The organism is Litoribrevibacter albus (assembly GCF_030159995.1).
Classification (GTDB): domain Bacteria; phylum Pseudomonadota; class Gammaproteobacteria; order Pseudomonadales; family Litoribrevibacteraceae; genus Litoribrevibacter; species Litoribrevibacter albus.
Genome location: NZ_BSNM01000016.1, coordinates 143,255 through 167,091, shown reverse-complemented (window position 1 = coordinate 167,091; position 23,837 = coordinate 143,255). Strand labels below are relative to the sequence as shown.

Here is a 23,837-nt window from a genome sequence, read left to right as displayed (position 1 = left end):
ATGTTTGAGTTATCGTAAGGGAAATTTTTGCTTGTGATGCAATACTCGCATGACTCGAATATGCTGCTCGTCGATCCAATACGACACTGTCATTGATATCTCAGGAATAATGAGCAAACGGCCTTTAATTCCTTTTCGAACAACGCCCATTTCGGGTTGTTCTAGTAGCATAAGCGTTCTTTGTTCAATAAGGGAATCAGTTTGCTCTGCAGCTAGAGGATTAAAACGGTAAAGGTATTCAAATATTTTTTCTCGGTCGTTAAGCGCCTCTTCTTCCCAGAATATCATGCCTTATTGAACCTGCTGCGAATGTTGGCTTTGCGGCGTTCCATTTCTGTTTGAGCGTCTGTCTGCTCAATAAAATGGGCATTACCTTCTTCCAGTTTGGCAAAGGCTTGATTGACCTCGTTTGCTAGCCATTCTTGATGCGATTCAATTTTTCTCTGTTGCTCGGCTAATTGCTCTGTCAGTTCCCGACAGGCCTCACTTAGCGTTCTGCCTTGGCTTTCAGCCATTTGTTGAGCTAAACGTTTGGTTTCTTCATCGACTCGAAATTGGATTCTTGTGTCCATATTTCACCTCGTCTTTTGTTATCAGTGTTGGTACAGATGTTAGCACATGGAGGTTATCGAAACATGATGAATAAGAACCAAATAGATTAATGGGGATGGCTATTTAATGGCGGGTTAATCACTGGTGATGCATTTACTTGCCGCTGGAACACGCCAGGCGTCACACCTACAGCCTTTTTGAAATGGCGAGACAGATGGCTTTGATCGCTGAAGCCCGTTTCTAAGGCCACGTCATGAAGTTTCATTCCGTGAGATAATAACGCTTTGGCTTGTTGTAAGCGAATCTGAACATGATACGCATGGGGTGGCATCCCCGTCGTTTTCTGAAATGTTCGTACCAAATAATGTGGGTTTAGATTGACCAGATCGCTTAATTGATCAAGAGAAACATTTTGATCTACATTGGCCGTCAGGAATTCCTTAACGGTTTCAATGGCCCAATGTTCTGAACCTGTCGTTAACGGCATGGCTCGGCTACGGTTGTGTCGCTGAATCAAGTGGCTGATGACCTGCAGATAGCAGGTTTGAATTTCCAGCGTGGAGCTGTCAGTTGAGGCCATCACATTGAATAAATGGCGCAGTTGATTCGCCATCAACGGGTCATGAACGACTGAGGCATCAAAGTAGGGTGTGCCGGTATTTAATCCGTATTCATTGGTTACCGATTCAAAGTGTTCCGGCGTTGGATAAATGGCCCGATACGACCAGCCGTGATCTGTTGCCGAATATCCGGTATGCACTTGATCAGCATTGACCAGAATGATGCGGTTTGTGCCTGCAACGTGAATTTCACCTGATCGGAAGAACGCCTGGGCGCCGTCTTCAATCACTCCAATACAAAACCCTTCATGCACGTGCTTTCCAAAGGTCTGACGACGAAAGCGTGCGTCCAACAACTCTAAGTTATTCAGCTGCTTAACATGATGATATCGGGCAGATTCAGACGTTAAATGTGTCATCGCTTATGGCTGTTCAGGTTGTAGGTACGGTGGCTATTGAACAATTTTCTGATCTTTTGGTCAGAGTGTAAAACTTTCTCATGATAGTGTTTAGAACGAAATTGACTTTTTAGACGGTTAGCTGAGAAACAGATAAAAGTAATATCGATCATTTCGATATTACTAGCCTATATTTTCTAGAAGATTATCGGATTGTTAATTGATAATCTTGCTAAAAATTTACGAAAGACATTCAACGGTGCGGCCTTCATCTGGCCTTGTATCGGATAACAGGGTTTTAAAATGCAGTTAAAAAATTCTGAAAATCGCTTTGGTGTGGTAACCATTTCTGTACATTGGATTGCAGCGCTGACCATCATCGGACTGTTTGCCTCAGGCATCTATATGCGTTCGCTGAGCTATTACGACAGTTTGTATCAGACCTTACCCCCAATACATAAAGGCATTGGCGTGTTGCTGTTCATACTGATTGTATTTCGTCTGGTCTGGCGAATGATCAATGTTCACCCTAAGCCATTGGAAAATCACTCAAAGGCGGAAAAAGTTGGCGCGAAGCTGGCGCACTTTGGCCTCTATTTATTGATGCTGGTGGTCATGTTCAGCGGCTATTTGATTTCTACCGCGAAAGGGCATGGTGTTGATGTGTTTGGGCTGTTTGAAGTGCCTGCACTGATCGCGGGTGGCGAAAGCCAGGGCGATATCGCTGGCATGATTCATGAGTATGTGGCGTATACCTTAATTGGTTTGGCGGTACTGCATGCGCTGGGCGCGTTGAAACATCACTTCATAGACAAAGATCGGACGTTACTTCGAATGATCAAAGGCTCGTAAGTCAAAACAATAGTATTCAAAAACTCTGCAATGAACACGGATTAGAAAGAACGTAACAAGAACACATTTAACAAGAACACATTTGACAAGAACAAACTTATAGGAGACTCAAATGAAATTAGGCAAGATCACTAAAACTTTATTGGCTGCATCGTTAGCTTCACTTATGTCAATGTCTGCAATGGCTGATAAATATGTGATTGATACCAAAGGCGCACATGCCTCGATTCAATTCAGAATCAAACACCTGGGATACAGCTGGTTAACAGGCCGTTTCAATGACTTCAAAGGTGAATTTACCTTTGATGAGAAGAATCTGGCGGCAAGCCAAGTGAATGTTGTGATCGATACCAAGAGTGTCGATTCAAACCACGCAGAGCGTGACAAACATCTTCGTGGCAATGATTTTCTGGACGTGAGCACTTATCCAAAAGCCATCTTCCAAAGCAAGTCGGTTGTTACGGGTGACAACGGCACTTTCCAATTGGTGGGTGATTTGACGCTGCACGGTGTTACTAAATCAGTAACCATTGATGCAGAACACATCGGTGGTGGTAACGACCCTTGGGGTGGTTTCCGTAACGGTTTCGCCGGTTCAACGACGATCAAACTGAAAGACTTCGGTATCGACTACAACCTTGGCCCAGCGTCTGAAACGGTTGAGCTGGAACTTCATGTTGAAGGTATTCGTCAGTAATCGATTCACTGCCAAAAACAATTTTTTGTTGTTCTATACCTATGGCCTCTTCGGAGGCCTTTTTTGTGCCTGGGAAAAGGTGGTGATATTGTGGTTCGGCTTATGACAGGGCGTTAATACAACTCGGAGGCAGGATGACAAAGGCTTTAAAAGGCATAGTCTTTAGTTTATTTATCGCGTTGGCGAGCTTAACCAATGCGTCGGAGATGGAAATTAAGTTTGGTCACGAAGCCTCTAAAGACCTGAATTACTCTGAGTTAGCAGAAGATGAAGCGTTGTATGTTCTCAAAAACAGTTTACTGACATTTTCTGTGTATGGAGTAGCAACCATTGTTCCTGCAGCCTTTTCGAATGTTGATGCTAAGGTTACTCGCTATTTTGAGGGCAATTATCAGCAAGCTACCTCTGAGATTTTAAATTTAAATGAGTTAAATAGAGAGGTATGGCCGTGGGTGGCTGAGAAAGAAAAGAAAAGGATTACAACGTATACAAAGGTTATACAGGGGTTGAAGGAGAGAGGGATTAATCTTACTGATTACAAAGCTAAAGTTTATTCTGGCAATGTATTTGAAGATGGAAGTGACGCATCTGATATGCATGTGATGTTAGTCGATGCAAAAGAAATTTTTGCCGGGTGTCAGGGAACGCTAATGGTTATATGGCGAACGGATCAGTTTAAGGCTTGGCGGTTTTACCTTCATGGAGGCTCTTTTATAAAGTATGAGCTTCAACATGTGAATGTTGTACCTGCTAACACTGTGGCAGAGGTTATTTCGTTGAGTGGGGCGGATAGTCGTTTGCGTCTTCACTCATTATTTATTTCGCCATACGCTTCAAGACTACTGCTATCACCAATTTTTGATGAGCAATCACTGTTGAATATAAAAAGTGATTTTTGCCAAGAGTGATAAAGTGTCTGTAGTTCTGTAAAGGGAGCGTTATTTCTTTCCTCACACCGACAACTGAAACACGCTCATATTCACCGCACTCGCTAAATTCAACGATTCAATGGCACCGTTGCCGGGAATGGTAAAGGCGGTGGCATTGAGTGCGGTAAGTGCTTCTCTCGGCACACCACGGGCTTCGTTGCCAAACAGATAACATGGGAAGTCGGCAAAGGCTTCGGATTTGATGATTTCTCCGTTCATATCAAGGTAGGCGAAGCGATCAAAGCGCTCAGCCAAATCATCCAGTGACACCTCTAATTCCATCGGCACATGAAAGATGGCGCCCATGCTGGAACGCACGACTTTGGAGTTGTACGGATCAACGCTGTTAGGGCTGAGCAATAAGCGAAAGCCGCCAAACCAAGCCAGTGTTCGAAGGATGGTCCCAAGGTTGCCAGGGTCTTGCACTTCATGAAGGTAGATACAGCGTTCGCTTTTACTCTGATCAGACACACTTTGATCGGCAGCTGGGGCTGACTCAGGCAAAGGCACACAGGCGATAATGCCTTGAGGGGATTTGGTATCTGAAAGCAGCGTCATTTGTTTGGATGACACGACACGCTTTTCAAAAGGGGAAGACCAATCCTGATACTTCTCCGTCACAAACAACTGAATGGTGTGTAGATCAATGCCGGATTGGGCAACCGCTTTTTGTAACTCAAGAATCAGATGTTCACCTTCCACCAGATAGTGACCAAACTGCTGGCGATATTTTTTCTGGTGGAGCTTTTTGATGTCGTCGAATTTCATGAGTTACTTTCCCCTTTGCTAGCCTTCCAGATCTGCCATCATTTGTTTCGCTAAGGCTTCGGCGACTTTAATGCCATCCACGCCTGCAGACAGAATGCCACCGGCGTAGCCTGCGCCTTCACCGGCCGGGTATAAGCCACGGGTGTTTAAGCTTTGCAGGCTGTCATTATCCCGTTTAATTCGAACTGGCGAAGAGGTGCGCGTTTCAATCCCGGTTAAGATGGCGTCGTCACGATCAAAGCCTTTGATCTTCTTACCGAAGGCGGTTAACGCCTCGCGAATGGCTTCAATGGCGTAGTCTGGCAATGATGGCGCTAGGTCTGTCAGTTTAATACCGGGCTTGTAAGACGGGACAACGTCACCCAATTCGGTAGACGGTACGCCTTTAATGAAGTCACCGACCAACTGGCCTGGTGCGGTGTAGTCTTCGCCACCCATCAGGAAGGCATTACTTTCCAGTTGTTCTTGCAGCTCAACACCGGCCAGTGGGCCGCCAGGGAAATCTTCTTCAGGATGAATACCAACCACAATGCCTGAGTTGGCGTTGCGCTCGTTGCGGGAATATTGGCTCATGCCGTTGGTCACTACGCGGCCGTCTTCGGACGTCGCAGCAACGACAGTACCGCCAGGGCACATGCAGAAACTGTACACTGCACGACCATTTTTGGCGTGATGGATTACTTTATAATCGGCGGCACCCAGTTCCGGGTGGCCTGCGTATTTACCCAAGCGTGCCTGATCAATCATAGGCTGAGGGTGTTCGATACGGAAACCAATCGCAAACGGCTTGGCTTCCAGATACACGCCTTGGCGTTCCAGCATACGGAAGGTGTCACGCGAACTGTGGCCCAGTGCTAACACCACATAGCGGCTATGCAGTTTTTCACCATTGGCTAGGGTGACGCCGGTGATTTGACCGTCTTCAATGTCGAAATCGGTGACTTTGCTTTCGAAACGAACTTCACCGCCAAGCGCTTTAATTTCTTCACGCATTCTCGACACCACGCCGGTCAGACGGAAGGTCCCGATGTGTGGCTTGCTGACGTACATGATTTCTTCCGGCGCACCAGCGCGAACGAATTCGCTCATCACCTTACGGCCATAGAATTTCGGATCTTTAATCTGGCTGTAAAGTTTGCCATCGGAAAACAGCCCGGCGCCGCCTTCACCGTATTGTACGTTCGATTCGGTTGTCAGCTGATGTTTACGCCACAGGGCCCAGGTGTCTTTGGTGCGGGCACGAACTTCTTTACCGCGTTCTAATACGATGGGTTTGAAGCCCATTTGTGCGAGTGTTAAGGCAGCAAACAAACCGCATGGGCCGAAGCCAATGATGATTGGGCGTTCTTTTAAATCTTCCGGCGCTTTAGCAACAGGGTAGTAGTTGGTGTCTGGCGCAACCTTCACATTATGATCGTCTTCAAAGCGCGCTAACACCTGCGCTTCGTTGTTGATATCCGCATCAATGATGTAAACGAATTTGATCTCTGAATTCTTTTTACGCGCGTCGTAACTGCGTTTGAACACCGTAAACTCATTAAGATCGGCGTCTTTGATCTTTAGGCGTTTCAGAATGGCGGCTTTGAGTGCGTCTTCCGGGTGATCGAGAGGGAGAGCAAGTTCAGTAATGCGAATCATAATGTGTGTCCTGGCCGGTGTCTCCGGCAAAGGTAATCGGGAGCAGTGAGACAAATAGTGTCGATTTAACAATAGCGCGAATTGTAGCCGCAGCGTGTTTAAAAGTCAGGCTAAAATACAGAGAGTTTTAGCCAGTTTGGGTAGTTTTGCGACAAGCTGGTCGGACGAGTACAATGCCGTCCTGCGACCTTTATTGGACCACAGTTTTTAAACCGGCTATTGAACTCATTTATTTAAAAACATTTCCTTGAAAATAAACACCGAGAGCGAACAACAGTATGGCGAGATCCAAGACCAGTCAAAAATGGTTAGACGAACACGTAAATGACCCTTATGTGAAACGTGCTCAGGTGGATGGCTATCGTTCGCGCGCCAGTTATAAACTGATCGAAATTAATGAGAAAGACAAACTCATTCGACCAGGCATGATCGTGATGGATTTGGGTTCTGCGCCGGGTGGTTGGTCGCAAATCGTCGGCCCTTGGGTGGGTGACAAAGGTAAGGTGATTGCGTCGGATATTCTGCCGATGGATTCACTGCCGGATGTCGACTTCATTCAGGGCGATTTCACCGAAGAAAGCGTCTTTGATGAAATTATGGCGGTGTTGGATGATCGTCCGGTGGATGTGGTGATCTCCGATATGGCCCCAAACATGAGTGGCGTAAATGCCACCGATCAGTACTCTTCTATGTACTTGGTGGAACTGGCGCTGGACATGGCTCGACAAGTCCTAAAACCCAATGGCAGCTTCTGTGCAAAAGTCTTTCAGGGCGTGGGCTATGACGAATACCTGAAAGACGTTCGCAGTTCATTCAACAAAGTGATGATCCGCAAACCTGCAGCTTCTCGCCCGCGTTCTCGCGAGGTCTATATCGTGGCTAAAGGGTTTAAGGGCTGAAAAAGTTCTAATGAATAAACGTGAATATTTAATTTAAAGGACTGAATAGTGGAAGAAAGAATGGACGCAGAACAGAAAGTGGAATCATCCATTTCAGGTTTTTGGCGAAGAATCGGTGCACTAGTTTTAGATGGACTTTTTTTGGGTGGCTTAGGGTTCCTTCTTGGGCTGTTTTTTGAAAGTTGGTTTGTGAGCCTGGGAGACGCCGCTCGCTTAATCGGTTTTTCAATAGCGTTATGTTATTTCGGAATCTTGAATAGCCGTATAGGACAGGGACAGACTCTTGGTAAAAGAGCATTAGATATTAAGGTGGTCAATCGAAGTGGGGACTATATTTCTCCACTAAGGTCGGTTGTTCGATACGTTGTTTTTGCTACTCCTTTTTATCTGAATGGTCTAAATCTATCGCCAGAGTTTATGGAAGGTCTTTCCATTGTTCATTATCTTCTGGCGATTGTGATTTTTGGCGGTATTTTCTCAACCGCATATTTATATCTTTTCAATAAACGAACGAGACAATCACTGCATGATTTAGTGGTGGGTAGTTATGTGGTTCAGGCTGAAGGCTCATTTCAGTCGTCGGTAAACGTATGGAAACCCCATTTTGCAATCATTAGTACCTTGCCTGTGGTCACTGTTGTTGTGATGTTTTTTATGGAGGATATGGTAGCGCAAGAACCTTTTAAAAAACTTCTGAATATTCAAGTCGAAGTTCTTAACGTTCCATCTGTAAGAAAGGCTTCTGTCGTTCAAAGTGAGCGATTTGTTTCTTCTAGTACTAATGGTGAGCAATCTTTTGAATTTGTGAATGTGAGTGCGAGTTTGACGGAAAATAATATCTCTGATCAGACGCTTTCAAAGAACATTTCGGATATCGTTTTTGATCTTTATCCTGCCTCAAGAGAGATGGACGCGGTAAATGTCACTTTGACTTATGGCTATGACATTGGTATCTGGTCTACTTGGTCGAGAGAAACTCGTTCCTATAATTTTTCGAATTCAGAGACACAATAGAGCGGAAGCCCGTTATGTACGTTTTAGTGAAGTGCTTTTCGTTGCGTACTTTTTGTTAAGTACTTAGTAAAAGGATTTGAGATGTACATCGGCGAAGTCGCAAAACAAACCGGGTTAAGCATTAAAGCCATTCGTTTGTACGAAGAAATGGGTTTGATTCGCACGCCTAAGCGACAAGGGCGTTATCGGGTGTATGCTGAACAGGATGTTGAGGTGTTGCGCCTAATCTTCGAAGCGAAGCAATTGGGCGTGACGCTTTCCCGTTTGAAGAATGTCATTGTCTATGACAAGGGTGAGGTGGATTGGGCCCGCATTCGTACCTTTCTGCGTGAGGTGAAAGCGGAGTTTCAACAGCAGCTACTTACCATACAACGTAATATCGAACACGTCAGTGAGTGTCTAGATTCTCTAAATGAGTGTTCATCTATGTCTTGACTCTGCCCTATAGGGCAGACGGTAGACTCATCATTTTTCACTCCTTGAGGATTTAAAATGATGAAGACACTCCTAATTAATGCCAACCCGAAAGTTCACAGTTTTTCCCTCGAATTAGCAAACGCCTATGAGGCTGGGGCAACTCAGATATCAGAGGTTCGACGCTTTAATCTTTCAGATATGTCGTTTAATTCAAGTCTGGATACGGGCTATGATGCCATTCAACCGCTTGAACCTTGTTTAAAAGAATTTCAGGACGCCGTTCTTTGGGCCGATCATCTCGTTATTGTTTCTCCGATATGGTGGGGCGGTTTACCGGCGAAGTTTAAGGGATTGCTTGATCGAACCTTTTTGCCGGGGGTGGCCTTTAAGTTTGAAGAAGATAATCCTGAGCCAATTCCGTTGCTCGCTGGTAAAACGGCACACTTGGTATTGACGATGGATGCCCCTGACGCGTTGTTGGAATTTCAGGCCGCGCCGGTACTCGAACAGTTAGATCGTTTTACCCTAAAATTTTGTGGCGTAGAAACGACTCAATGTACGTTGTTGGGTTCGGTGATCATGTCGGATGAGACGCAACGGCAAACCTGGTTGGATCAAGTGTCGTCTGAGGCAAGAAGCCTTGAGAACAGGGTTGCTTAACATGGCTTGTTACTTATTTATGATCTCTGGGCGTAGCGGTGCCAATCGAGACAGCAGCTTGTTTTGAGTAGGGTAAGCGATACCGATCTCTTCCATGGCATTGATCAGTAACTCGACCACCCGGTTAAAGTCGGCTTCATTGATGTTCATGCCGGTGTGAATGTCAATCATGGAATCGCCCTGGTATTTGCATGGCCCGCCTGAGACATCACACATATGAGTAATGAAGTTGTCTCTGAATCGATCGACATTGGCTTTGGCAAAGTAGGGAAAGATCTGTTCATCGTAGGCAATCTGCTCAATAAAGGCATCGACCAATTGTTCTAAACCTGTGTGACCGTTTAATTCTTCATAGAGCGTGCTGTTGGTCGACTGGTTAGGGGATGTTGAGCAGCCGATGAGTACCAGACTGATCAGTAAAGACGATAAGATCTGTTTCACAACGTGGTTTCCTGCTAGTGACTTTCTGTTAGTGGCTTCCATATTAAAGATACCCGGTCAAAGAGATATACCAGCCCGTTTGATCTTCAACGGCGGCGATGGCACCCAAATCCAGATAGGCGGCGGTGAGACTGAGGTGTTTGTTGGGAAACCAGGCAACGAACAGGTCTTGCCAATCATCTTCTTCCAATCCTAGGTTGTCGGGCTTTTGTCGGTACTCGATGCCGATCGCCAGATGTTTGTTCAGTAAGATGGCGGCAGAGGCTTCGGCGTGGATCGGGTTACTTTTGTCCGGCCCGCCAAAGCCTAATAACCCCATTTCATTGGCTTTGGTGTGGCGTAGGGTGAGGTTCCATAACAGGTTGTAGCCGAAGGCTGCGCCGAGGTGTAGTTTACTTGCCGCGAGGTATACATCGGTGCCTTGATCTTCCTCGGCCCCTAACGCAAATGCGACATCTTCGGTCTCAAGAAACTTGTGTTGAACCCCCAAGGCCACTTGTGGCCAGGGGCTGTAAATTACATCGCCAAAGAGCCGGAACTTGGTGCCAAAAATGCGCTGCTTTAATTCCAGCGACAACGGGTCAACTTCAAAGCGTTGTTCGGCGTAAGAGAACTCTATTCGATCATAGAGGTTGATCTGTGCGCCGCAGACATCCAACTGGAAATCATCGACCTTTGCTCGGGTACAAAAGGCCGAGGCGGATACTTCCTCTTCAGTGGCATAGCCAGCCAGTTGTGCCCAAGGTACCAGACCGCCACCGGCTGACCCTTCCACCTGAGAAACACCGGGGGTGGCCAGAATCTTACCGCCAGCGAGGGTGCTGGTGGATACGAATAATAGAAAGACTATGACTGTTTCTCGCATAGGGAATATTCGACTCAATCAGTTAAATTTTCGTTTGAAGCGTGCCTCAAAGGTATTTCTCGGCGGTGGTTTGATGATGTCTAACTGGATAGGGTGTTCAGGGGAGAGCTGTTCCGGATTTAACTCAATACGTTGGTCGACACCTTGGCTGAGATTGGGGTGCCAGATATAGACTCGTTCCAGTGCATCGGGCAGTGCTTCAATTTGAACACGACCCCGGTGGTTGGACTGGTAGGTGGTGTTGTTATCGGCAACGTAAATGTAGCCCACCATGGAGTCGTGGATATTGCAGCCAAGCACTACGATACCCGGATTTTCAAAACGAATGGGCGCTTCGGGCTTTCCGGAATAGAGCCGTAACTCAAAGGGTTTGGGTTTTGAGAAGGAGTAGACGTGGTGGCGGATGTTGTCGCTGTTAGGGAATTCCACCAAACTGTCTTTCGAAATAACCAGAACATCAGGGACAAACGCCTTGTTGATTTGATCCATGATGGATGGCATTACTTTCATTTGCGTTGCCTTCATCGGTTTTGGTTTCGTCGATGTATGCAGCTCGACGACGGCATCTGGCAGAGGTGCTCCAGATTGATCAATGATTGTCAGTTGATAAGCGTAGGCAGGTGTTAACGTCAGGCAAATGCAAAATGCCAGCAAGTTGTTCAGTAAGTTGTTCTGTAAGTTGTTCAGTAAGTTGTAAGGGTGTCTGAACATTTTGGGGGCCAGGAAATCCGTTAGTCTCCGAAGTAAGTATGGCAGGCAATCCTGGGTCCGCAATCAAGAGTTGGACATCAAGAGTTGGACATCAAGAGTTGGAAAGCAATGGAGGAAATGATAGCGACCAGATTCTGGTCGCCGGAAGTAGTGCCCGAAAGGATTCCAGACAGAATCTCAGGGTAGTCGTCTGAGTTAATGGGTCTGGAAAAATCGAAGTTTGTCCGGGTTACGCAGCGCATAAATATGACGGATACCCGTGTCATCCACCGTGAAGTTGAATGCGGTAACGAGTTGGCCTTCATGGAACACCAACATGCCCGGTGCGCCATTAAACCAATGTTGTTTGAATTGGATATCGGCGTCCGGTTGGTGAAAGAAGCGAAACAGAACGCGTTCGATCCAATCCAGCACATCGGCTTGTCCTTGGAAGATTCGTCTGCCGGCAGCGGCTTTGCCTCCACCATCCGAATGAAAGATCACGTCTTTGCTCAAGAGTTTCAGTAAACCCTCCGAGTCGGCCTGACGAGTAGCATTAAAGAATGCTTCAATCATGGCGTTGTGTTGTTCTGTAGGAACGCTGGATACGGTGGGTTGCTCCTGAACCTTGGCGCGCCCCCGACTGGCGAGTTTACGGCAGGCTGCAGCAGACTTGTCTAGAATGTCAGCGACTTCGTCAAAGCTGTAATCAAACAAATCATGCAAAATATAAGCGGCGCGTTCACTTGCGGACAGTTGGTCCAGTACCACTAATAACGCCATGGTAATGGATTGATCCAGTTCATGCAGACTGTCGGGTTCGTCCTCAGGTTCTGCCAAGGGTTCGGGTAACCAGGGGCCGATGTAACTTTTGCGCTTTTCTTCGGCACTTTTGATGTGATCCAGCGCCAAACGTGTCACAACGGTGGTTAACCACGCCTGATCCGATTGAATGACATGGGTTTGAGCCTGCCAGCGTAGAAAACATTCTTGAAGAATGTCTTCTGAATCACTGATCGAGCCGGTAATGCGATAAGCCAGCCCGAAAAGGCGCTGGCGTGATTGTTCGAAAATTTTGTCCATACTGTGTGTCGAGTGCTGAATGTCGAGTGTCGCGTCAGGCTGCATCTACCGAAATTAACGCACACGCCTCTTTCATTCCAACTGCGCGTTTAACTGTGGGGAACACCTTGGTTGCTGCGATGATGACGCCAAATTCTAACAATTGTCCCTTACTGAAGGATTCCGAGATAGCGTCCATTACTTCTTGGTCGACCTGGCCTTGTCCTGCGACTTGGCGAGCGTATTGATAGACCACTTGAAGTGCCTCAGGTAATGCCTGACCACCTTTCAGTGCTGCGTTTAGAATGTCGCTGCTGACGCCTTGTTCTTTGGCCATTTTGATCGTTAGCTCCAGACAACCACCACAATCTTCCGTTTGCATGCCTGCTACTTTTGCTACCCAAAAGGCTTCTAATGGCAGTAGGTCACGGTGACTTGCCATGGGTTGGAAGCCTGCAAATTTCTCATAGCTTGAGTAGGCAAGGGTTAACATATCTTTCAGGTATTGAGCATCATACTGATAATGATTTTCGAAATCTGTAAGTTGTTGTAGTTGTTCTTGATAGTTAGACATATAGATCTCCATTTTTTGATCAATTAAAAGTGGGTTACCTATATGACGAATCAGTGGTTGAGAATGTGACACCTAAGAGAAACTTTTTTTGATTTTGGCGGTGAGCGGCAGAGCCACCTATAGTGTGTGAGTAAGAAAAGGACTTTACAGGATCTTTTCCATTGAATGCACTTTGTCCCCGCTCAACACCAAGCATCACCGTTTCCAGAGTAGACCGACGTTTACTTGTCATGCTTTTGGTATGGCTGGTGTTTATGTCTGTCATGCCGTTGACATTACAGGCTTCTGAATCATCTGTTGGATTTGAACTTACCGAGGAAGAACGGAACTGGCTTGATGCCAACCCCGTGATCAATGTCGGTGTCATGAACGGCTGGCCGCCGTTTAATTTTGTGAATAAACAAGGCGTGTCGGCCGGGATTGGCGCGGACTATGTGGAGCTCCTTAATCGACGTATTGGCGGACACCTGAAATTGATGCCGGGCGAGTGGCATCAGTTATATAAAGACGTTCAGGAAAAACGGTTGGACGCCTTGATGGATTTAACGCCTAAACCAGAGAGAATGGTGGACTTCAACTTCACAGCCCCCTATCTCAACATTCCTCATGTCATCATCGGCCAGAAGACAGCCCCGTACCTGCATGATGAGCAGGATCTCAATGGCAAAGTGGTGGCCCTTGAAAAAGGCTTTGGCAATGTTAAGTACTTTGAGCAGTTTCCGTATGTTCAAATCAAGGAATACCCTGATACCCAGCATGCACTCGATGCGGTTGCTCGTGGTGAAGCCGATGCCTATGCAGGCAATCGCAGTGTGGCTTTGTACATCATGGGGCAGGAGTTGATGACCAACCTCAAAGCGCATGGACGACTGAAAAAAGACGGATCGATTTTGGCGATAGGCGTGAGAAAAGATTGGTCTATTCTTGCAAATCTTCTCGATCGGGCATTGGCCGATATTACTCAAGAAGAGAAGAGTCAGATCCAGCAGCGCTGGTTGGGTGGGGTGGACGATGCGACTCCGGTGAAACTGACCGACAGTGAAGAGCAGTGGCTTAAGGCCCACCCTAAAGTCACCATTGCCTTTGATGGGAACTATCCCCCATACAGCTATCTGAATGAACAAGGTGCGTTGGTCGGGATTGCTGTGGATATGGCCAATGAGCTGGCCAGTAGAATTGGTATCGAACTCGAAGCGTATCCTGAGCATGAATGGAAAACTTTGTATAACGCAGCGCTCGATAAGAAGGTGGATGTCATCGCAACCTTGGTCAAACGACCTGAGCGGGCGCAATGGTTTGAGTTCACCCGACCTTATATTTCATTGTCGCAATTCATTATTACTCAACCCGATAAGGTTGGTGACTATTCATCGCCTCAGGCTCTGTCGGGGAAATCAGTTGCGCTGGTTGAAGGCTATTCAACCACTGCACTGGTCATGGAGCAAATACCCGACATCGAACCTGTGTATGTCCCTACTCTGGTGGATGCATTAGAAGCGGTTTCGATTGGCAAGGTTGATGCAACGGTTGCTGATATTGCCATGTCGAATCACATTCGAATGCTCCGGGGGCTGGATAATCTGGCCTATGCCCAGTTATATACTCGTGATCTCTCGAAGCAACGTTTTGGTGTCAGAAAAGATTGGAAGACGTTGGCGGTTATTTTAGACAAGGCGTTGGAATCGTTTTCATACCAAGAGCTAATGACGATTTATACCCGTTGGAACGTACCTCGATCAGCCAAACCTGAATCGGGCTTTTTATCCGTGATGGATCAATTGACCAGTGCGGAGCGAGAGTGGTTAAAAACACATCCCAAGATTCGGTTGGCTTCTGACCCTTCCTGGTTACCTTTTGAAAGTTATAACGGTGAAACCTACTCGGGGATTGCCGCAGACTATATGAAACTGATCGAGAAGCGATTAGGCATTGAGTTTGTACCGTCCCCCAAACAACCGTGGAGCAAATTGACAGAGCTGGTAAAAAATAAGCAGTTGGATGTCTACAGTTGTGCAATGGCAACGCCGCAGCGCAAACAATATGCGAACTTCACCGAACCTTACTTAACCCATCCGATGATGATCATTACCCGCGATGATATTGGTTACATAGACGGGATCAGTGGTTTGTATGGGAAAGAGGTGGCGATTGAAAAAGGCTATGCCTCCGCAGATATTTTATCCACGAACCACCCCGCGATTAATCTGGTTCCTTTTGAAGACTCTCTCTCGGCGATCCTGGCTGTTTCACAAGGTAAAACCTATGCCTATGTCGGCAATATTGCCACAGCAAGCCATTTACTTCGCAAGCATGGCATTGAGAATGTGAAGGTATCTGGTCAAACGCCCTATAACTTTCAACTGGCGATGGGCGTCAGAAATGATTGGCCAGCGTTGGTTCCTATTCTACAAAAAGCGCTGGATTCCATCAGTCTGGAAGAGCGACAGGCCATTGCCAGAAAATGGATATCGATTGAGGTAGAGGAAGCGATTAATTATCAGCTGATTTGGCAAATTAGCGCGATCAGTCTGCTGATTATTGCTGCTGTCTTGTATTGGAATTTCATGCTGAATCGCAAGGTGAAGGCTCATGCGTCGCAGCTTATCTACCAATCCAACTTTGATGCCTTGACGGATTTACCTAACCGTTATCTGGTGCTGGATCGTACCACGCAATTACTAAGAGAGTCGGCTATCAACAACCAGCAAGTAGCGGTGATGTCGTTGGATATTGATGATTTCAAGAAGATCAATGACTCGCTTGATTTCGAAACGGGTAATAAGTTGCTGGTGGAAGTCTCTCGACGCTTACTTAAGTATTTAAAGGGCAGTGATACCTTGGGGCGAACCGGCGGTGATCATTTTGTGGTTCTGTTAGGGCATGTGAGAAGTGTGGAGGAAGTAACCTCGCTGGCGGAAGATCTATTGAACAGTTTTCAGCGGGCTTATTATATTGATGAGCATCCTTTGATTTTGACCGCGAGTATTGGGATTGCAATTTCTCCTGATGATGCGGATTCGGCTCAGTTCTTACTGAAGCATGCAGATGCGGCCATGCACCACGCCAAACAATTAGGCAAGAATCGAATTTCTTTCTATACCCGGAAGATGAATCTTGCAGTAACACGACGCTTAACACTCGAAGAGCATATGACAGGCGCCTTGGCGCGAGGCGAGTTTATCACTTATTTTCAGCCAAAAGTGGAGGTGAAGACCCGTAAAATTGTTGGCTTTGAAGCTCTGCTCCGATGGCAAAGTCCTGAATTGGGATTGGTGTCGCCGATGGAATTTATACCAATCGCTGAGCACAGTGGTTTGATTGTCCCTATTGGTGAATTTGTCTTGGAAGCATCGGTGCAGATGGCCAACAAGTGGCATCAAATGTTTGGTCAGCGTTTCCATTTTGCGGTCAACCTGTCACCGCAACAGTTTGAGTGTGAAAATTTAGTGACCAAGATTCGGGATATTATCTATGACGCTGGTGTATCCACACAGTTACTGGAATTGGAGATAACCGAAGGGGTTTTGATGAACAGTACTCGTCATGTCCAGACTGCACTTAATGATCTGAAGGAGTTAGGCGTACGATTGGCGATTGATGATTTTGGAACGGGGTATTCTTCGTTAAGCTACCTTCGTCGCTACGCATTTAATACCCTCAAAATTGATCGCGAATTCATTAATGATATAGCGACGAATTCGGCCGATTTTAAACTGGTGAATGCGGCAGTTGCGATGTCTCATGGATTAGGGTTGAAGGTGGTTGCTGAGGGTGTGGAGACGGAAGAGCAGTTTGCTTATTTAGTGGATACGAACTGTGATTTGGCCCAAGGGTTTCTGTTCAGTAAACCGTTACCGCCAGAAGAGATGGAACAGTTTATGTTGAAGCACCCTGACATGTTCTACGATCCTGAAGGATAAAACGGTACGGAAATAACGCCGTACCGTTGTGATCACAGCCACTCATAGATCACCGTGATCGACTTGAATTAGCCGCCTTTCACGATCGGGTCGGAATAGCTCAGTTTCATATCCCAAGGGAAGCGAATCCAGGTGTTTTGAGTCACTTCTTCAACGTAGCTGTCGACATACTCAATGCCGGCAGGCTTGGCATAGATGGTGGCGAAGTGTGCTTTTGGATAACGGGCGCGAACTTCTGCGGCGGTTTTCCCGGTGTCGACCAAATCATCAATAATTAACCAGCCTTTGCCCTGATTATCTAGTTTAGGTGCTTTGGTTAATTGGAAATTGCCTCGATCCTGACCGTCGTAACTGGAAATACAGATGGTGTCGATCATGCGGATATTCAGTTCACGAGCAATAATGGCTGAAGGAACCATACCGCCTCGGGTCACCGTCAGGATGCCTTTCCATTCGCCCAGTTCATGAAGGGTCTTTGCTAGTAGGCGGCCCGCTTTGTGGAGTTCTTCCCAAGAGACGAAAAAATCCAGTTCATATTTGCTCATAGTGTGTCCTCAATACCTGCTTTGACGATTCGGAGTCCTTCTCCAACCGACTTAAGCCAAAACGAATGTAAGCCAAAACGAATGTAAGCTTAAACAAATGAAGTCCTAAAATTGTGGCGGAAAATTCTAACAGGTTGGTCAGAATTTTGCACTTGGCACTTAAATTTTTAGTATGGATGGCACCTTTGGTATCCGCATTTTAGTATCAATGTGGCTTATTCGTCTGATCGGACACGTAGGAAACTGGCGAATCTAGGAAGGCCGGTACTGGTTCGCCCATGATATTGATAGCTGATGGTGTCACCAACTTCCGGTGGATTTGCTCGTTGATCATCACTGAAACCTGTGCCTATCTTAAATTCCCGGCCATTTTTGTCCATAACGATCAAGGCGCCTAGCTGATTAGTGTACTTACCCTGGCCTTGCTGATGGTCGATGACCACGGCTTCATCGTCCATATAGGGTTTCACTTTTAATAGGTCATTGGTTCTGCCGGATGCATACAGGGTATCGATACGACGCAGCATCAGCCCTTCCGCACCTTTGCGGGTAACTTCGCTAAGTAAGGCGTCTAACGCTTGATGTGAGGAAATTGAGGTTTGTTTGACGAGCCTTAAATTCGGAGCTTGGGATGCCGCTACCAAGGCTTCTAACTGGTGATATCGTTCAGAAAATGTGCCCGGATATTTGGGGAGATCAAAGACCATGAACTGGATAGCTTGCCATGCCGAGCTATCGGGGTGCTTTTGTCTGATCAGGCCAGATACGTGATCGAATTGCTGATGCGCTATCCATAGCTCACCGTCCAGCGCAATGTCTGGTAGTTGAGACAGCCACTCGGTTGGTGCGTGAATGATTTTCCCTGAGCGGGTGAGCAGCTTGTTTCCGTCCCAGTAGGCTCGTACACCATCGTATTTTTCACTGACCCAATAATGCGTCAGATCTTCAGTGGCCTGATAAAACTTGGATAAGGCCAATGGCGGGCTTGTGTGAGCGTAACTTATGACAGGCCAAAGACAGACGGTGATTAACAACAGGATGGATAGGTAGTACATGTGAGCTCCTTGGGCATGAATGCTCCTTGTTTAAAGAAGTGAGCAGGGGGAGGCAATCGGACAAAGGCGTGAAACGTTCGATTCATAACGCAAACTGTCGAGCCATTCTCGACAATCGGGGAGGGTGGATGTGCACTACAGGAAGAAAGGACTAAATGGTTAAGGCGTGTTGAAGATCATGCGAAGGATGCATCACACGTAAGTATTCTTTATGCAAAAGAAAATGGCTGAACAAAGGGGACGCTAATGAAAAAGCCAGCTGAGACGCTGGCTTTATTAATGGTATAACGATTTGTTCAGATCCTTCCCTAGAAAAATTGATCCAATAGCATCTTGGTGCCTTGCTCAATCAGCTCATCCTGAATAGCATCCGACACCGGATCGGATGTGCTCGCAGGTTCTGAGTAACTGGTGTTGTATCTGGGCGCTTGAGTGGAGTAATCCGGCTGCGAGTAGTTGTTATTTGTATAGTTACTTTGGGTGTAAGCGTCCTGCTTGTAGGTGGTGGTCGGCTGTGCTTTTTGCTGACTGGTTTGTTCGGAAAGAATTTCTTGTTGTTTTTTAAACTCTTCACGTTGCTTATGCAGCGTATCGATTCGCTCGCCTTTGTAGTAACGACACTCTTCTGGTGACCCTTGATAAAAACATACGCCTGATCCGTGAGGCTGATCGTCTTTGAAGCCGCCTTCGTATATTTGTTTCTTGCCTTTGTAGAGTGTGCCTTCGACTTTCAGGCCATCAACAATCTTGCCTTCAAATTTTAGCTCCTGATACGGGTTTTCGGCGGAGCCAGTCCCTTGAGCTAGCTCGTTTTGACAATCCTTACCCAAATAAAACCAATCGTAGTCGTACATTGGGCATGCTTGTTTGGCTTCCAGTTCTTTGGCTCTTTTTTCCGCTTTGTCGAAATCTGGTTCCGGGCTTAACGGTTCAACTGCAGCCATCGCCGCCGGGGTTAAGAACGCTTCTGGTGCCGGGTTTTGACTGGGTGTCTCATCAAGCCAAACATCGCCTGATGTGGAGGCAGTCGTTGATGTGTTCACAGGTGTATTTGCCTGATTAGGATAATAGTTCGTCAGCACCTCGATGGTGTCTTGGTATTGTTGTCTGATGGTGTCGTAGATACCGCCTTTATTAAAGTATGGCAATGCTTGGCGAAGCTTATCTACCGGGGTCTGTCCCAATCCGTTCTTGGCGTTTCTATCGGCGCCATGATCCAGCAGAACTTTGGCTATGTCTGGCTTTGTTGCATTGTGTAGGGGCGTACCGCTAGCAATATCTCTGGTATCTAGCCTTGCTCCAGCGTCTATAAGGGCTTTGGCGGCTTCGGCATTATGAACAAATTGAAGCGGAACCATCTTTGCACTATTTATTGTGAGGTTCGGGTTAGCGCCATGCTCAACAAGTACTTCGATCATTTCACGGTTGTGCCCCAATGAACTTGCAGCAGCCCAATGGATTGGGGTGAACTCACTGTGATCTGGTTCGTTCGGGTTTGCTCCGGAGGCGAGTAATTGTTTGATCTTATTGATGTCCCCCATCAACGCAGCTTGATGAAGAGGCGGACGCTCTTGTGAGGTGAAGGAAGACGTACTACTTGCACAGCCACTTAATACCAGAATTGAGCCTATAAGCAGGACAAGGAGTGAATAGAATCTGTTCGGCACCATGAGCGCTTAATCCTTTAGTGAGAAGTTGACATAAAGACACCCGATTAATGACTTGAATATTAATCGGGTGAATAACTGCTAATTTACAAGTTTTATAGCCATTTCTCTATGATAGGACTGAATTTGAGTAATTTCTGTATTAATAAACTGACGGTTAGTAACTAGCCACTTACCTGAGACCATTACGTGGTCGGCTTGATGAGCCCCACACAGTACTAATGCAGCCAGAGGATCATGAGCGCCCGAGAATCTAGGCTCATCGAGATTGAACAGCGCGAGATCGGCCTGTTTGCCCACCGCAAGCTCTCCAATGTCAGACCGACCAATCACTTGTGCGGAGCCTTTGGTGGCCCAGTACAACGCATCCAGGTGACTGACTTCATCAGCTTCGTAGCGCAGGCGATTGATCATCATCGCTTGGCGGACTTCCTGAATCATATTGGAGCAGTCGTTAGAAGCAGAGCCATCAACCCCTAAGCCCACGTGCGCACCGGCGGCTTGCAGCTCTTTGGTTCGACAGATGCCCGATGCCAATACCATGTTCGAAGACGGGCAGTGACAGATGCCGGTTTTGGCTTGGCCTAAGCGTTGTACCTCTTCATCGTTAAAGTGAATCCCATGAGCCAACCATACGTCTTCGGCTAACCAATCGACCGACTCCAGATAATCCAATGGTCGCAAGCCAAAGGCCTTCAGACAGAAATTATTCTCGTCTTCCGTCTCTGCCAAGTGGGTATGAAGTCGAACGCCATGCTGTCGGGCCAAGGACGCCGTTTGCTTCATCAGTTCTGTGGTGACTGAGAAGGGCGAGCAGGGGGCCAAGGCAATTTGTACCATGGCACCTTCATGAGGCTGGTGGAAGGCCTTAATCACTCTCTCGCAGTCTCTCAGAATGACTTCATCGGTTTGGACCGTTGATTGCGGCGGTAAGCCGCCTTGATCCTGACCTAAGCTCATGGAACCTCGGGTGAATAACACTCGGCTGCCGATTTGTTTTGCAGTATCCACCTGAATGTCGATGGCTTCGGTTAAGGCTTCTGGAAACAGGTAATGATGGTCGGCTACGGTTGTGCAGCCTGACAACATCAGTTCGGCTAAGCCTAATTGGGTCGCTGCCGAAAGCATCTCGGGTTGTAGCTTGGCCCAGACCGGATATAAGGTTTGTAACCAAGGGAAAAGACGTTTATTCAGGGCGGGTGGAAACGCCCGCGTGAGGGTTTGGTAGAGATGATGATGAGTATTGATCAAGCCAGGCAGAAGCACGTGTCGTGAGGCGTCGAAGATGTTATCCACAGGCACAGTGGGTGTTTGACCTTTGGCGACCAGTTCTAGAATTTTGCCATCGCGAATCACCAAACCATTGCTGGCGTCCTGATTATTGGCGGTAAAGACGGCCAACGGCTGTTTTATCCACAGGGTCTGGGACGCCTGAGGGGGTGTGTGTTCTGAAGTTAGTATCATGTCAGTTGCCTTTAGTGTTAACGAAGCGCTGAAGCTTCCGTGTTAATGGGCTAACTGGTACAGGAGAGGTTAGAGTTGTGGATAACTCTAGTCGTTGGACGGATTTCTGCCATGTACCGGGTTAGGGTAATGGCAGTGACTTGCGTGTTAATCTGCCTTTATCGCTGCTGCGCTTGACTGTTCAGCGTTAAGTAAAAATCCTTGTAAATGAAAGGATTATTAAAAATTTATAAAAAACTTTAAAAATTTTTCAATTTTTCTGAACTTCTCTGAAATAGGCCGGTCTATGTATACAAGTTAGTTAGTTTCTTCGGCTAATTTCTCGAATCCAACCTTTACCGGACTTATTAAGTCCGGTTTTTTTTGCCCTAAATTTCTTAACGTAAGGAGTGGCAAAGCAAGGTTAGGTTGCCTTTCTTCTAGGTATTTCTTAATTATGACTCTGCGTTTTATGCCGCAGGTTTCAATCCACAGCCACTCAAAATCATATGACACAAGAAGTCGCTGATTTTTTGAATGTCGTCGGCTTCGTATTCAAGTTTGTTGGTGATGGTCAGCACTTGAGTTTCAAAGTCAGCGTAATGCTGTGTGGTTGACCAGATCATGAAGATCAGATGTTCCGGGTCGACATTGGCCATCTTGCCTTGGGCAATCCAGCTTTCAATAATTTTTACTTTTTCACGAACCCACTGACGCATTTCCGTGCGTAGGTGTTCTTTTAGATTTGGTGCGCCCTGAATGATTTCAGTGGCAAAGATTTTTGACGCGTGTGGAAAACGAATGGATAAGTCAACTTTGGCGCGGATGTAGTTTTCCAGTGTTTCGGCCGGGTCACCGTCAGCACTCATGTCTGCAATGACTTCATTCCAGCGCTCCAGGATCTCTTCAAGAACGGCGCTGTAGAGTTTCTGTTTGCTTTTGAAGTAGTAGTGAACATTCGCTTTGGGGAGTTCGGCTGCATCTGCGATGGATTGCATGCTGGTGCCTTTGTAGCCGTGTTTTACGAATTCTCGTTCCGCAGCGTCCAGAATCTTCTGGCTGTTGTGTTCACGAATCTTACCGGGCTTATATTTACGTGGTTCAGTACTCAAAACAAACCTCTTTTATACGATGCGTCCAAGGCGCATTAAGCTAATCATTTCTGTTATTTTGATTAATGTGGCGCATTTTAGCAGATTGTTCGTATTCTTTGTGCGACAAGGTCAAAAAATTATAGTCAGGGTAATTGGCCCGTGCCCAGAGGACATGGGCCATTAAGTACATAAATACTGACTTAACTCAGTAGAGAGTACTTATTTCCATTAAAGATGGAATTTAACCAAGGCACTGAATACGCTTTCGTCGTTGTCATTACCAAGAACTGCAACCGGGAATGCATTGTCGCCGTTGCCGAACTTGTTGTGCCAGTAAGAGTACTCGAAGCCAACTTCCAGTTTAGACTTGGTGATACCCATGTACTTACCAACGTCTGCACGTACTTGTGGGTTGAAGTGGAAGTCAGAGGCGTGATCTTCTTCACCTGTAGACCAATCAATGTAACCATCGACCATGATGTCTAATGAACCTACAGAGAACGGTACGCCGTAAGCGATGGTTACTTGCTGATCGTCTTCTACTTGTTCGTTGTTCGCGTAGTAGAAATTAGTTTGGAAGAACTTGAAGCCAGGAAGGTTCCAGTCCAAACCGATACCGTATAGGTAGTTGTCTTGGCTGAAAGAGAAACCTGAATTGTCTTCCGCTGTGCCGAACTCATAAGTACCAGCCAGGAATACGTCTGTTACAGGACCGAATTCCAGTTTTGAACCAACTAGGTTACCGATGCTGATGCGTGGAGAAATTTCACCGTAGGTTTCTTTGTATTCGTTGTTACTGCCGTTATGACGGTCAACAAAAAGGAATACATCACCCCAGTTATGACCAGACACGTGCTCAAGCGTGATCGTCGTCATATCTTCATCAGTGATCTCGTAATCAGATCCGTATAGCAACGTAATGCTGTTATCGCTCCAGAACATTTCTGCTTGTGCGTTTGCAGCCATCATAGAACCTGCAGCGATAGCAGCTGCTAATGGTAAAGTTTTAAGTGTTTTCATGATGTTTCCTTGTTGTTACTTCTCTTATTGTCATGTTATTCAAGCCGAGCGCGACAGCACTGAATCCAACGCTTAAA

Annotated in this window: 24 protein-coding genes; 8 read left to right on the top strand and 16 right to left on the bottom strand. The window is 46.6% G+C overall.

Features of this window, described 5'->3' with window-relative positions; genetic code table 11:
- Window positions 1-9 precede the first annotated feature (9 nt).
- From QQL66_RS15525 to QQL66_RS15515, 3 genes are all read right to left on the bottom strand, one after another.
- A complete protein-coding gene (locus QQL66_RS15525; protein ID WP_284382628.1) occupies window positions 10-288 on the bottom strand; it encodes a type II toxin-antitoxin system RelE/ParE family toxin in 279 nt (92 codons plus the stop codon).
- On the bottom strand, window positions 285-572 hold the full coding sequence (locus QQL66_RS15520; protein ID WP_284382627.1) for a type II toxin-antitoxin system RelB/DinJ family antitoxin: 288 nt from the start codon (window positions 570-572) through the stop codon (window positions 285-287). Before QQL66_RS15520 ends, QQL66_RS15525 begins: the two co-directional genes overlap by 4 nt.
- An 86-nt stretch (window positions 573-658) precedes the next feature.
- Window positions 659-1,531 (bottom strand): helix-turn-helix transcriptional regulator, encoded by an 873-nt coding sequence (locus tag QQL66_RS15515; RefSeq protein WP_284382626.1) that lies wholly within the window; start codon window positions 1,529-1,531, stop codon window positions 659-661.
- A 282-nt stretch (window positions 1,532-1,813) separates the two neighbouring features.
- Between QQL66_RS15515 and QQL66_RS15510 the strand changes: the two genes are divergently transcribed.
- From QQL66_RS15510 to QQL66_RS15500, 3 genes are all read left to right on the top strand, one after another.
- Window positions 1,814-2,362, top strand: a complete 549-nt coding sequence (locus QQL66_RS15510) for a cytochrome b (RefSeq protein ID WP_284382625.1) — start codon at window positions 1,814-1,816, stop codon at window positions 2,360-2,362.
- Between the two features lie 112 nt (window positions 2,363-2,474).
- Window positions 2,475-3,059, top strand: a complete 585-nt coding sequence (locus QQL66_RS15505) for a YceI family protein (protein WP_284382624.1) — start codon at window positions 2,475-2,477, stop codon at window positions 3,057-3,059.
- A 134-nt stretch (window positions 3,060-3,193) separates the two neighbouring features.
- Window positions 3,194-3,967 carry a hypothetical protein gene (locus QQL66_RS15500; protein WP_284382623.1) on the top strand — a complete coding sequence of 258 codons (774 nt, stop codon included), beginning with the start codon at window positions 3,194-3,196 and terminating at the stop codon, window positions 3,965-3,967.
- 42 nt (window positions 3,968-4,009) lie between these two features.
- Here QQL66_RS15500 and QQL66_RS15495 read toward each other — a convergent pair whose 3' ends face one another.
- Together QQL66_RS15495 and QQL66_RS15490 are read right to left on the bottom strand one after the other, a co-directional pair.
- Window positions 4,010-4,756, bottom strand: a complete 747-nt coding sequence (locus tag QQL66_RS15495) for a TrmH family RNA methyltransferase (RefSeq protein ID WP_284382621.1) — start codon at window positions 4,754-4,756, stop codon at window positions 4,010-4,012.
- Between the two features lie 18 nt (window positions 4,757-4,774).
- Window positions 4,775-6,394, bottom strand: coding sequence for an NAD(P)/FAD-dependent oxidoreductase (locus QQL66_RS15490; RefSeq protein ID WP_284382619.1), 1,620 nt, complete (start codon window positions 6,392-6,394; stop codon window positions 4,775-4,777).
- A gap of 278 nt (window positions 6,395-6,672) precedes the next feature.
- Between QQL66_RS15490 and rlmE the strand changes: the two genes are divergently transcribed.
- The 4 genes from rlmE to QQL66_RS15470 all read left to right on the top strand — a co-directional run bounded on the left by rlmE (window position 6,673) and on the right by QQL66_RS15470 (window position 9,384).
- Window positions 6,673-7,293, top strand: coding sequence for a 23S rRNA (uridine(2552)-2'-O)-methyltransferase RlmE (gene rlmE / locus QQL66_RS15485; protein ID WP_284382617.1), 621 nt, complete (start codon window positions 6,673-6,675; stop codon window positions 7,291-7,293).
- A gap of 60 nt (window positions 7,294-7,353) precedes the next feature.
- Window positions 7,354-8,307 (top strand): RDD family protein, encoded by a 954-nt coding sequence (locus tag QQL66_RS15480; protein WP_284382616.1) that lies wholly within the window; start codon window positions 7,354-7,356, stop codon window positions 8,305-8,307.
- A gap of 81 nt (window positions 8,308-8,388) precedes the next feature.
- Entirely contained in the window at window positions 8,389-8,742 is a 354-nt protein-coding gene (locus tag QQL66_RS15475; RefSeq protein WP_284382615.1) for a MerR family transcriptional regulator, read from the top strand.
- Window positions 8,743-8,799: 57 nt separating this feature from the next.
- A complete protein-coding gene (locus QQL66_RS15470; RefSeq protein ID WP_284382614.1) occupies window positions 8,800-9,384 on the top strand; it encodes an NAD(P)H-dependent oxidoreductase in 585 nt (194 codons plus the stop codon).
- Between the two features lie 9 nt (window positions 9,385-9,393).
- On the opposite strand, the gene QQL66_RS15465 is transcribed toward QQL66_RS15470, so the two are convergent.
- The 5 genes from QQL66_RS15465 to QQL66_RS15445 all read right to left on the bottom strand — a co-directional run bounded on the left by QQL66_RS15465 (window position 9,394) and on the right by QQL66_RS15445 (window position 13,016).
- A complete protein-coding gene (locus QQL66_RS15465; RefSeq protein WP_284382609.1) occupies window positions 9,394-9,825 on the bottom strand; it encodes a group I truncated hemoglobin in 432 nt (143 codons plus the stop codon).
- Between the two features lie 43 nt (window positions 9,826-9,868).
- The gene (locus QQL66_RS15460) at window positions 9,869-10,690 is read right to left on the bottom strand and encodes a DUF3034 family protein (protein WP_284382607.1); all 822 of its coding nucleotides are present in this window, start codon (window positions 10,688-10,690) and stop codon (window positions 9,869-9,871) included.
- Window positions 10,691-10,708: 18 nt separating this feature from the next.
- Window positions 10,709-11,401, bottom strand: coding sequence for a cupredoxin domain-containing protein (locus QQL66_RS15455; protein ID WP_284382606.1), 693 nt, complete (start codon window positions 11,399-11,401; stop codon window positions 10,709-10,711).
- A gap of 195 nt (window positions 11,402-11,596) precedes the next feature.
- A complete protein-coding gene (sigJ, locus tag QQL66_RS15450) occupies window positions 11,597-12,463 on the bottom strand; it encodes an RNA polymerase sigma factor SigJ (RefSeq protein WP_284382605.1) in 867 nt (288 codons plus the stop codon).
- Window positions 12,464-12,497: 34 nt separating this feature from the next.
- Window positions 12,498-13,016 (bottom strand): carboxymuconolactone decarboxylase family protein, encoded by a 519-nt coding sequence (locus QQL66_RS15445; protein ID WP_284382604.1) that lies wholly within the window; start codon window positions 13,014-13,016, stop codon window positions 12,498-12,500.
- A 161-nt stretch (window positions 13,017-13,177) separates the two neighbouring features.
- Between QQL66_RS15445 and QQL66_RS15440 the strand changes: the two genes are divergently transcribed.
- Entirely contained in the window at window positions 13,178-16,936 is a 3,759-nt protein-coding gene (locus QQL66_RS15440) for an EAL domain-containing protein (RefSeq protein ID WP_284382602.1), read from the top strand.
- A gap of 68 nt (window positions 16,937-17,004) precedes the next feature.
- On the opposite strand, the gene gpt is transcribed toward QQL66_RS15440, so the two are convergent.
- The 6 genes from gpt to QQL66_RS15410 form a co-directional block, all read right to left on the bottom strand.
- Window positions 17,005-17,481, bottom strand: a complete 477-nt coding sequence (gene gpt / locus QQL66_RS15435; RefSeq protein WP_284382601.1) for a xanthine phosphoribosyltransferase — start codon at window positions 17,479-17,481, stop codon at window positions 17,005-17,007.
- Between the two features lie 215 nt (window positions 17,482-17,696).
- Window positions 17,697-18,536, bottom strand: a complete 840-nt coding sequence (locus QQL66_RS15430; RefSeq protein ID WP_284382599.1) for a DNA ligase — start codon at window positions 18,534-18,536, stop codon at window positions 17,697-17,699.
- A gap of 308 nt (window positions 18,537-18,844) precedes the next feature.
- On the bottom strand, window positions 18,845-20,206 hold the full coding sequence (locus QQL66_RS15425) for an ankyrin repeat domain-containing protein (RefSeq protein ID WP_284382598.1): 1,362 nt from the start codon (window positions 20,204-20,206) through the stop codon (window positions 18,845-18,847).
- A 78-nt stretch (window positions 20,207-20,284) separates the two neighbouring features.
- Window positions 20,285-21,667 (bottom strand): 8-oxoguanine deaminase, encoded by a 1,383-nt coding sequence (locus QQL66_RS15420; RefSeq protein WP_284382597.1) that lies wholly within the window; start codon window positions 21,665-21,667, stop codon window positions 20,285-20,287.
- A gap of 449 nt (window positions 21,668-22,116) precedes the next feature.
- Window positions 22,117-22,758: a TetR/AcrR family transcriptional regulator gene (locus QQL66_RS15415; protein WP_284382596.1), complete on the bottom strand. Its 642-nt coding sequence runs from the start codon at window positions 22,756-22,758 to the stop codon at window positions 22,117-22,119.
- A gap of 210 nt (window positions 22,759-22,968) precedes the next feature.
- Window positions 22,969-23,760 (bottom strand): outer membrane protein OmpK, encoded by a 792-nt coding sequence (locus QQL66_RS15410; RefSeq protein WP_284382595.1) that lies wholly within the window; start codon window positions 23,758-23,760, stop codon window positions 22,969-22,971.
- Between the last annotated feature and the right edge of the window lie 77 nt (window positions 23,761-23,837).

Bases quoted from the DNA above. Each gene is read 5' to 3' on its own strand.
- QQL66_RS15480 (WP_284382616.1), top strand. From the start codon at position 7,354: ATGGACGCAGAACAGAAAGTGGAATCATCCATTTCAGGTTTTTGGCGA.
- QQL66_RS15425 (WP_284382598.1), bottom strand. From the start codon at position 20,206: ATGGTGCCGAACAGATTCTATTCACTCCTTGTCCTGCTTATAGGCTCA.
- QQL66_RS15470 (WP_284382614.1), top strand. From the start codon at position 8,800: ATGATGAAGACACTCCTAATTAATGCCAACCCGAAAGTTCACAGTTTT.
- QQL66_RS15505 (WP_284382624.1), top strand. From the start codon at position 2,475: ATGAAATTAGGCAAGATCACTAAAACTTTATTGGCTGCATCGTTAGCT.
- QQL66_RS15500 (WP_284382623.1), top strand. From the start codon at position 3,194: ATGACAAAGGCTTTAAAAGGCATAGTCTTTAGTTTATTTATCGCGTTG.
- QQL66_RS15525 (WP_284382628.1), bottom strand. From the start codon at position 288: ATGATATTCTGGGAAGAAGAGGCGCTTAACGACCGAGAAAAAATATTT.
- QQL66_RS15495 (WP_284382621.1), bottom strand. From the start codon at position 4,756: ATGAAATTCGACGACATCAAAAAGCTCCACCAGAAAAAATATCGCCAG.
- QQL66_RS15460 (WP_284382607.1), bottom strand. From the start codon at position 10,690: ATGCGAGAAACAGTCATAGTCTTTCTATTATTCGTATCCACCAGCACC.
- QQL66_RS15475 (WP_284382615.1), top strand. From the start codon at position 8,389: ATGTACATCGGCGAAGTCGCAAAACAAACCGGGTTAAGCATTAAAGCC.
- QQL66_RS15520 (WP_284382627.1), bottom strand. From the start codon at position 572: ATGGACACAAGAATCCAATTTCGAGTCGATGAAGAAACCAAACGTTTA.
- gpt (WP_284382601.1), bottom strand. From the start codon at position 17,481: ATGAGCAAATATGAACTGGATTTTTTCGTCTCTTGGGAAGAACTCCAC.
- QQL66_RS15420 (WP_284382597.1), bottom strand. From the start codon at position 21,667: ATGATACTAACTTCAGAACACACACCCCCTCAGGCGTCCCAGACCCTG.
- sigJ (WP_284382605.1), bottom strand. From the start codon at position 12,463: ATGGACAAAATTTTCGAACAATCACGCCAGCGCCTTTTCGGGCTGGCT.
- QQL66_RS15455 (WP_284382606.1), bottom strand. From the start codon at position 11,401: ATGTTCAGACACCCTTACAACTTACTGAACAACTTACAGAACAACTTA.
- QQL66_RS15490 (WP_284382619.1), bottom strand. From the start codon at position 6,394: ATGATTCGCATTACTGAACTTGCTCTCCCTCTCGATCACCCGGAAGAC.
- QQL66_RS15445 (WP_284382604.1), bottom strand. From the start codon at position 13,016: ATGTCTAACTATCAAGAACAACTACAACAACTTACAGATTTCGAAAAT.
- QQL66_RS15510 (WP_284382625.1), top strand. From the start codon at position 1,814: ATGCAGTTAAAAAATTCTGAAAATCGCTTTGGTGTGGTAACCATTTCT.
- rlmE (WP_284382617.1), top strand. From the start codon at position 6,673: ATGGCGAGATCCAAGACCAGTCAAAAATGGTTAGACGAACACGTAAAT.
- QQL66_RS15430 (WP_284382599.1), bottom strand. From the start codon at position 18,536: ATGTACTACCTATCCATCCTGTTGTTAATCACCGTCTGTCTTTGGCCT.
- QQL66_RS15410 (WP_284382595.1), bottom strand. From the start codon at position 23,760: ATGAAAACACTTAAAACTTTACCATTAGCAGCTGCTATCGCTGCAGGT.
- QQL66_RS15515 (WP_284382626.1), bottom strand. From the start codon at position 1,531: ATGACACATTTAACGTCTGAATCTGCCCGATATCATCATGTTAAGCAG.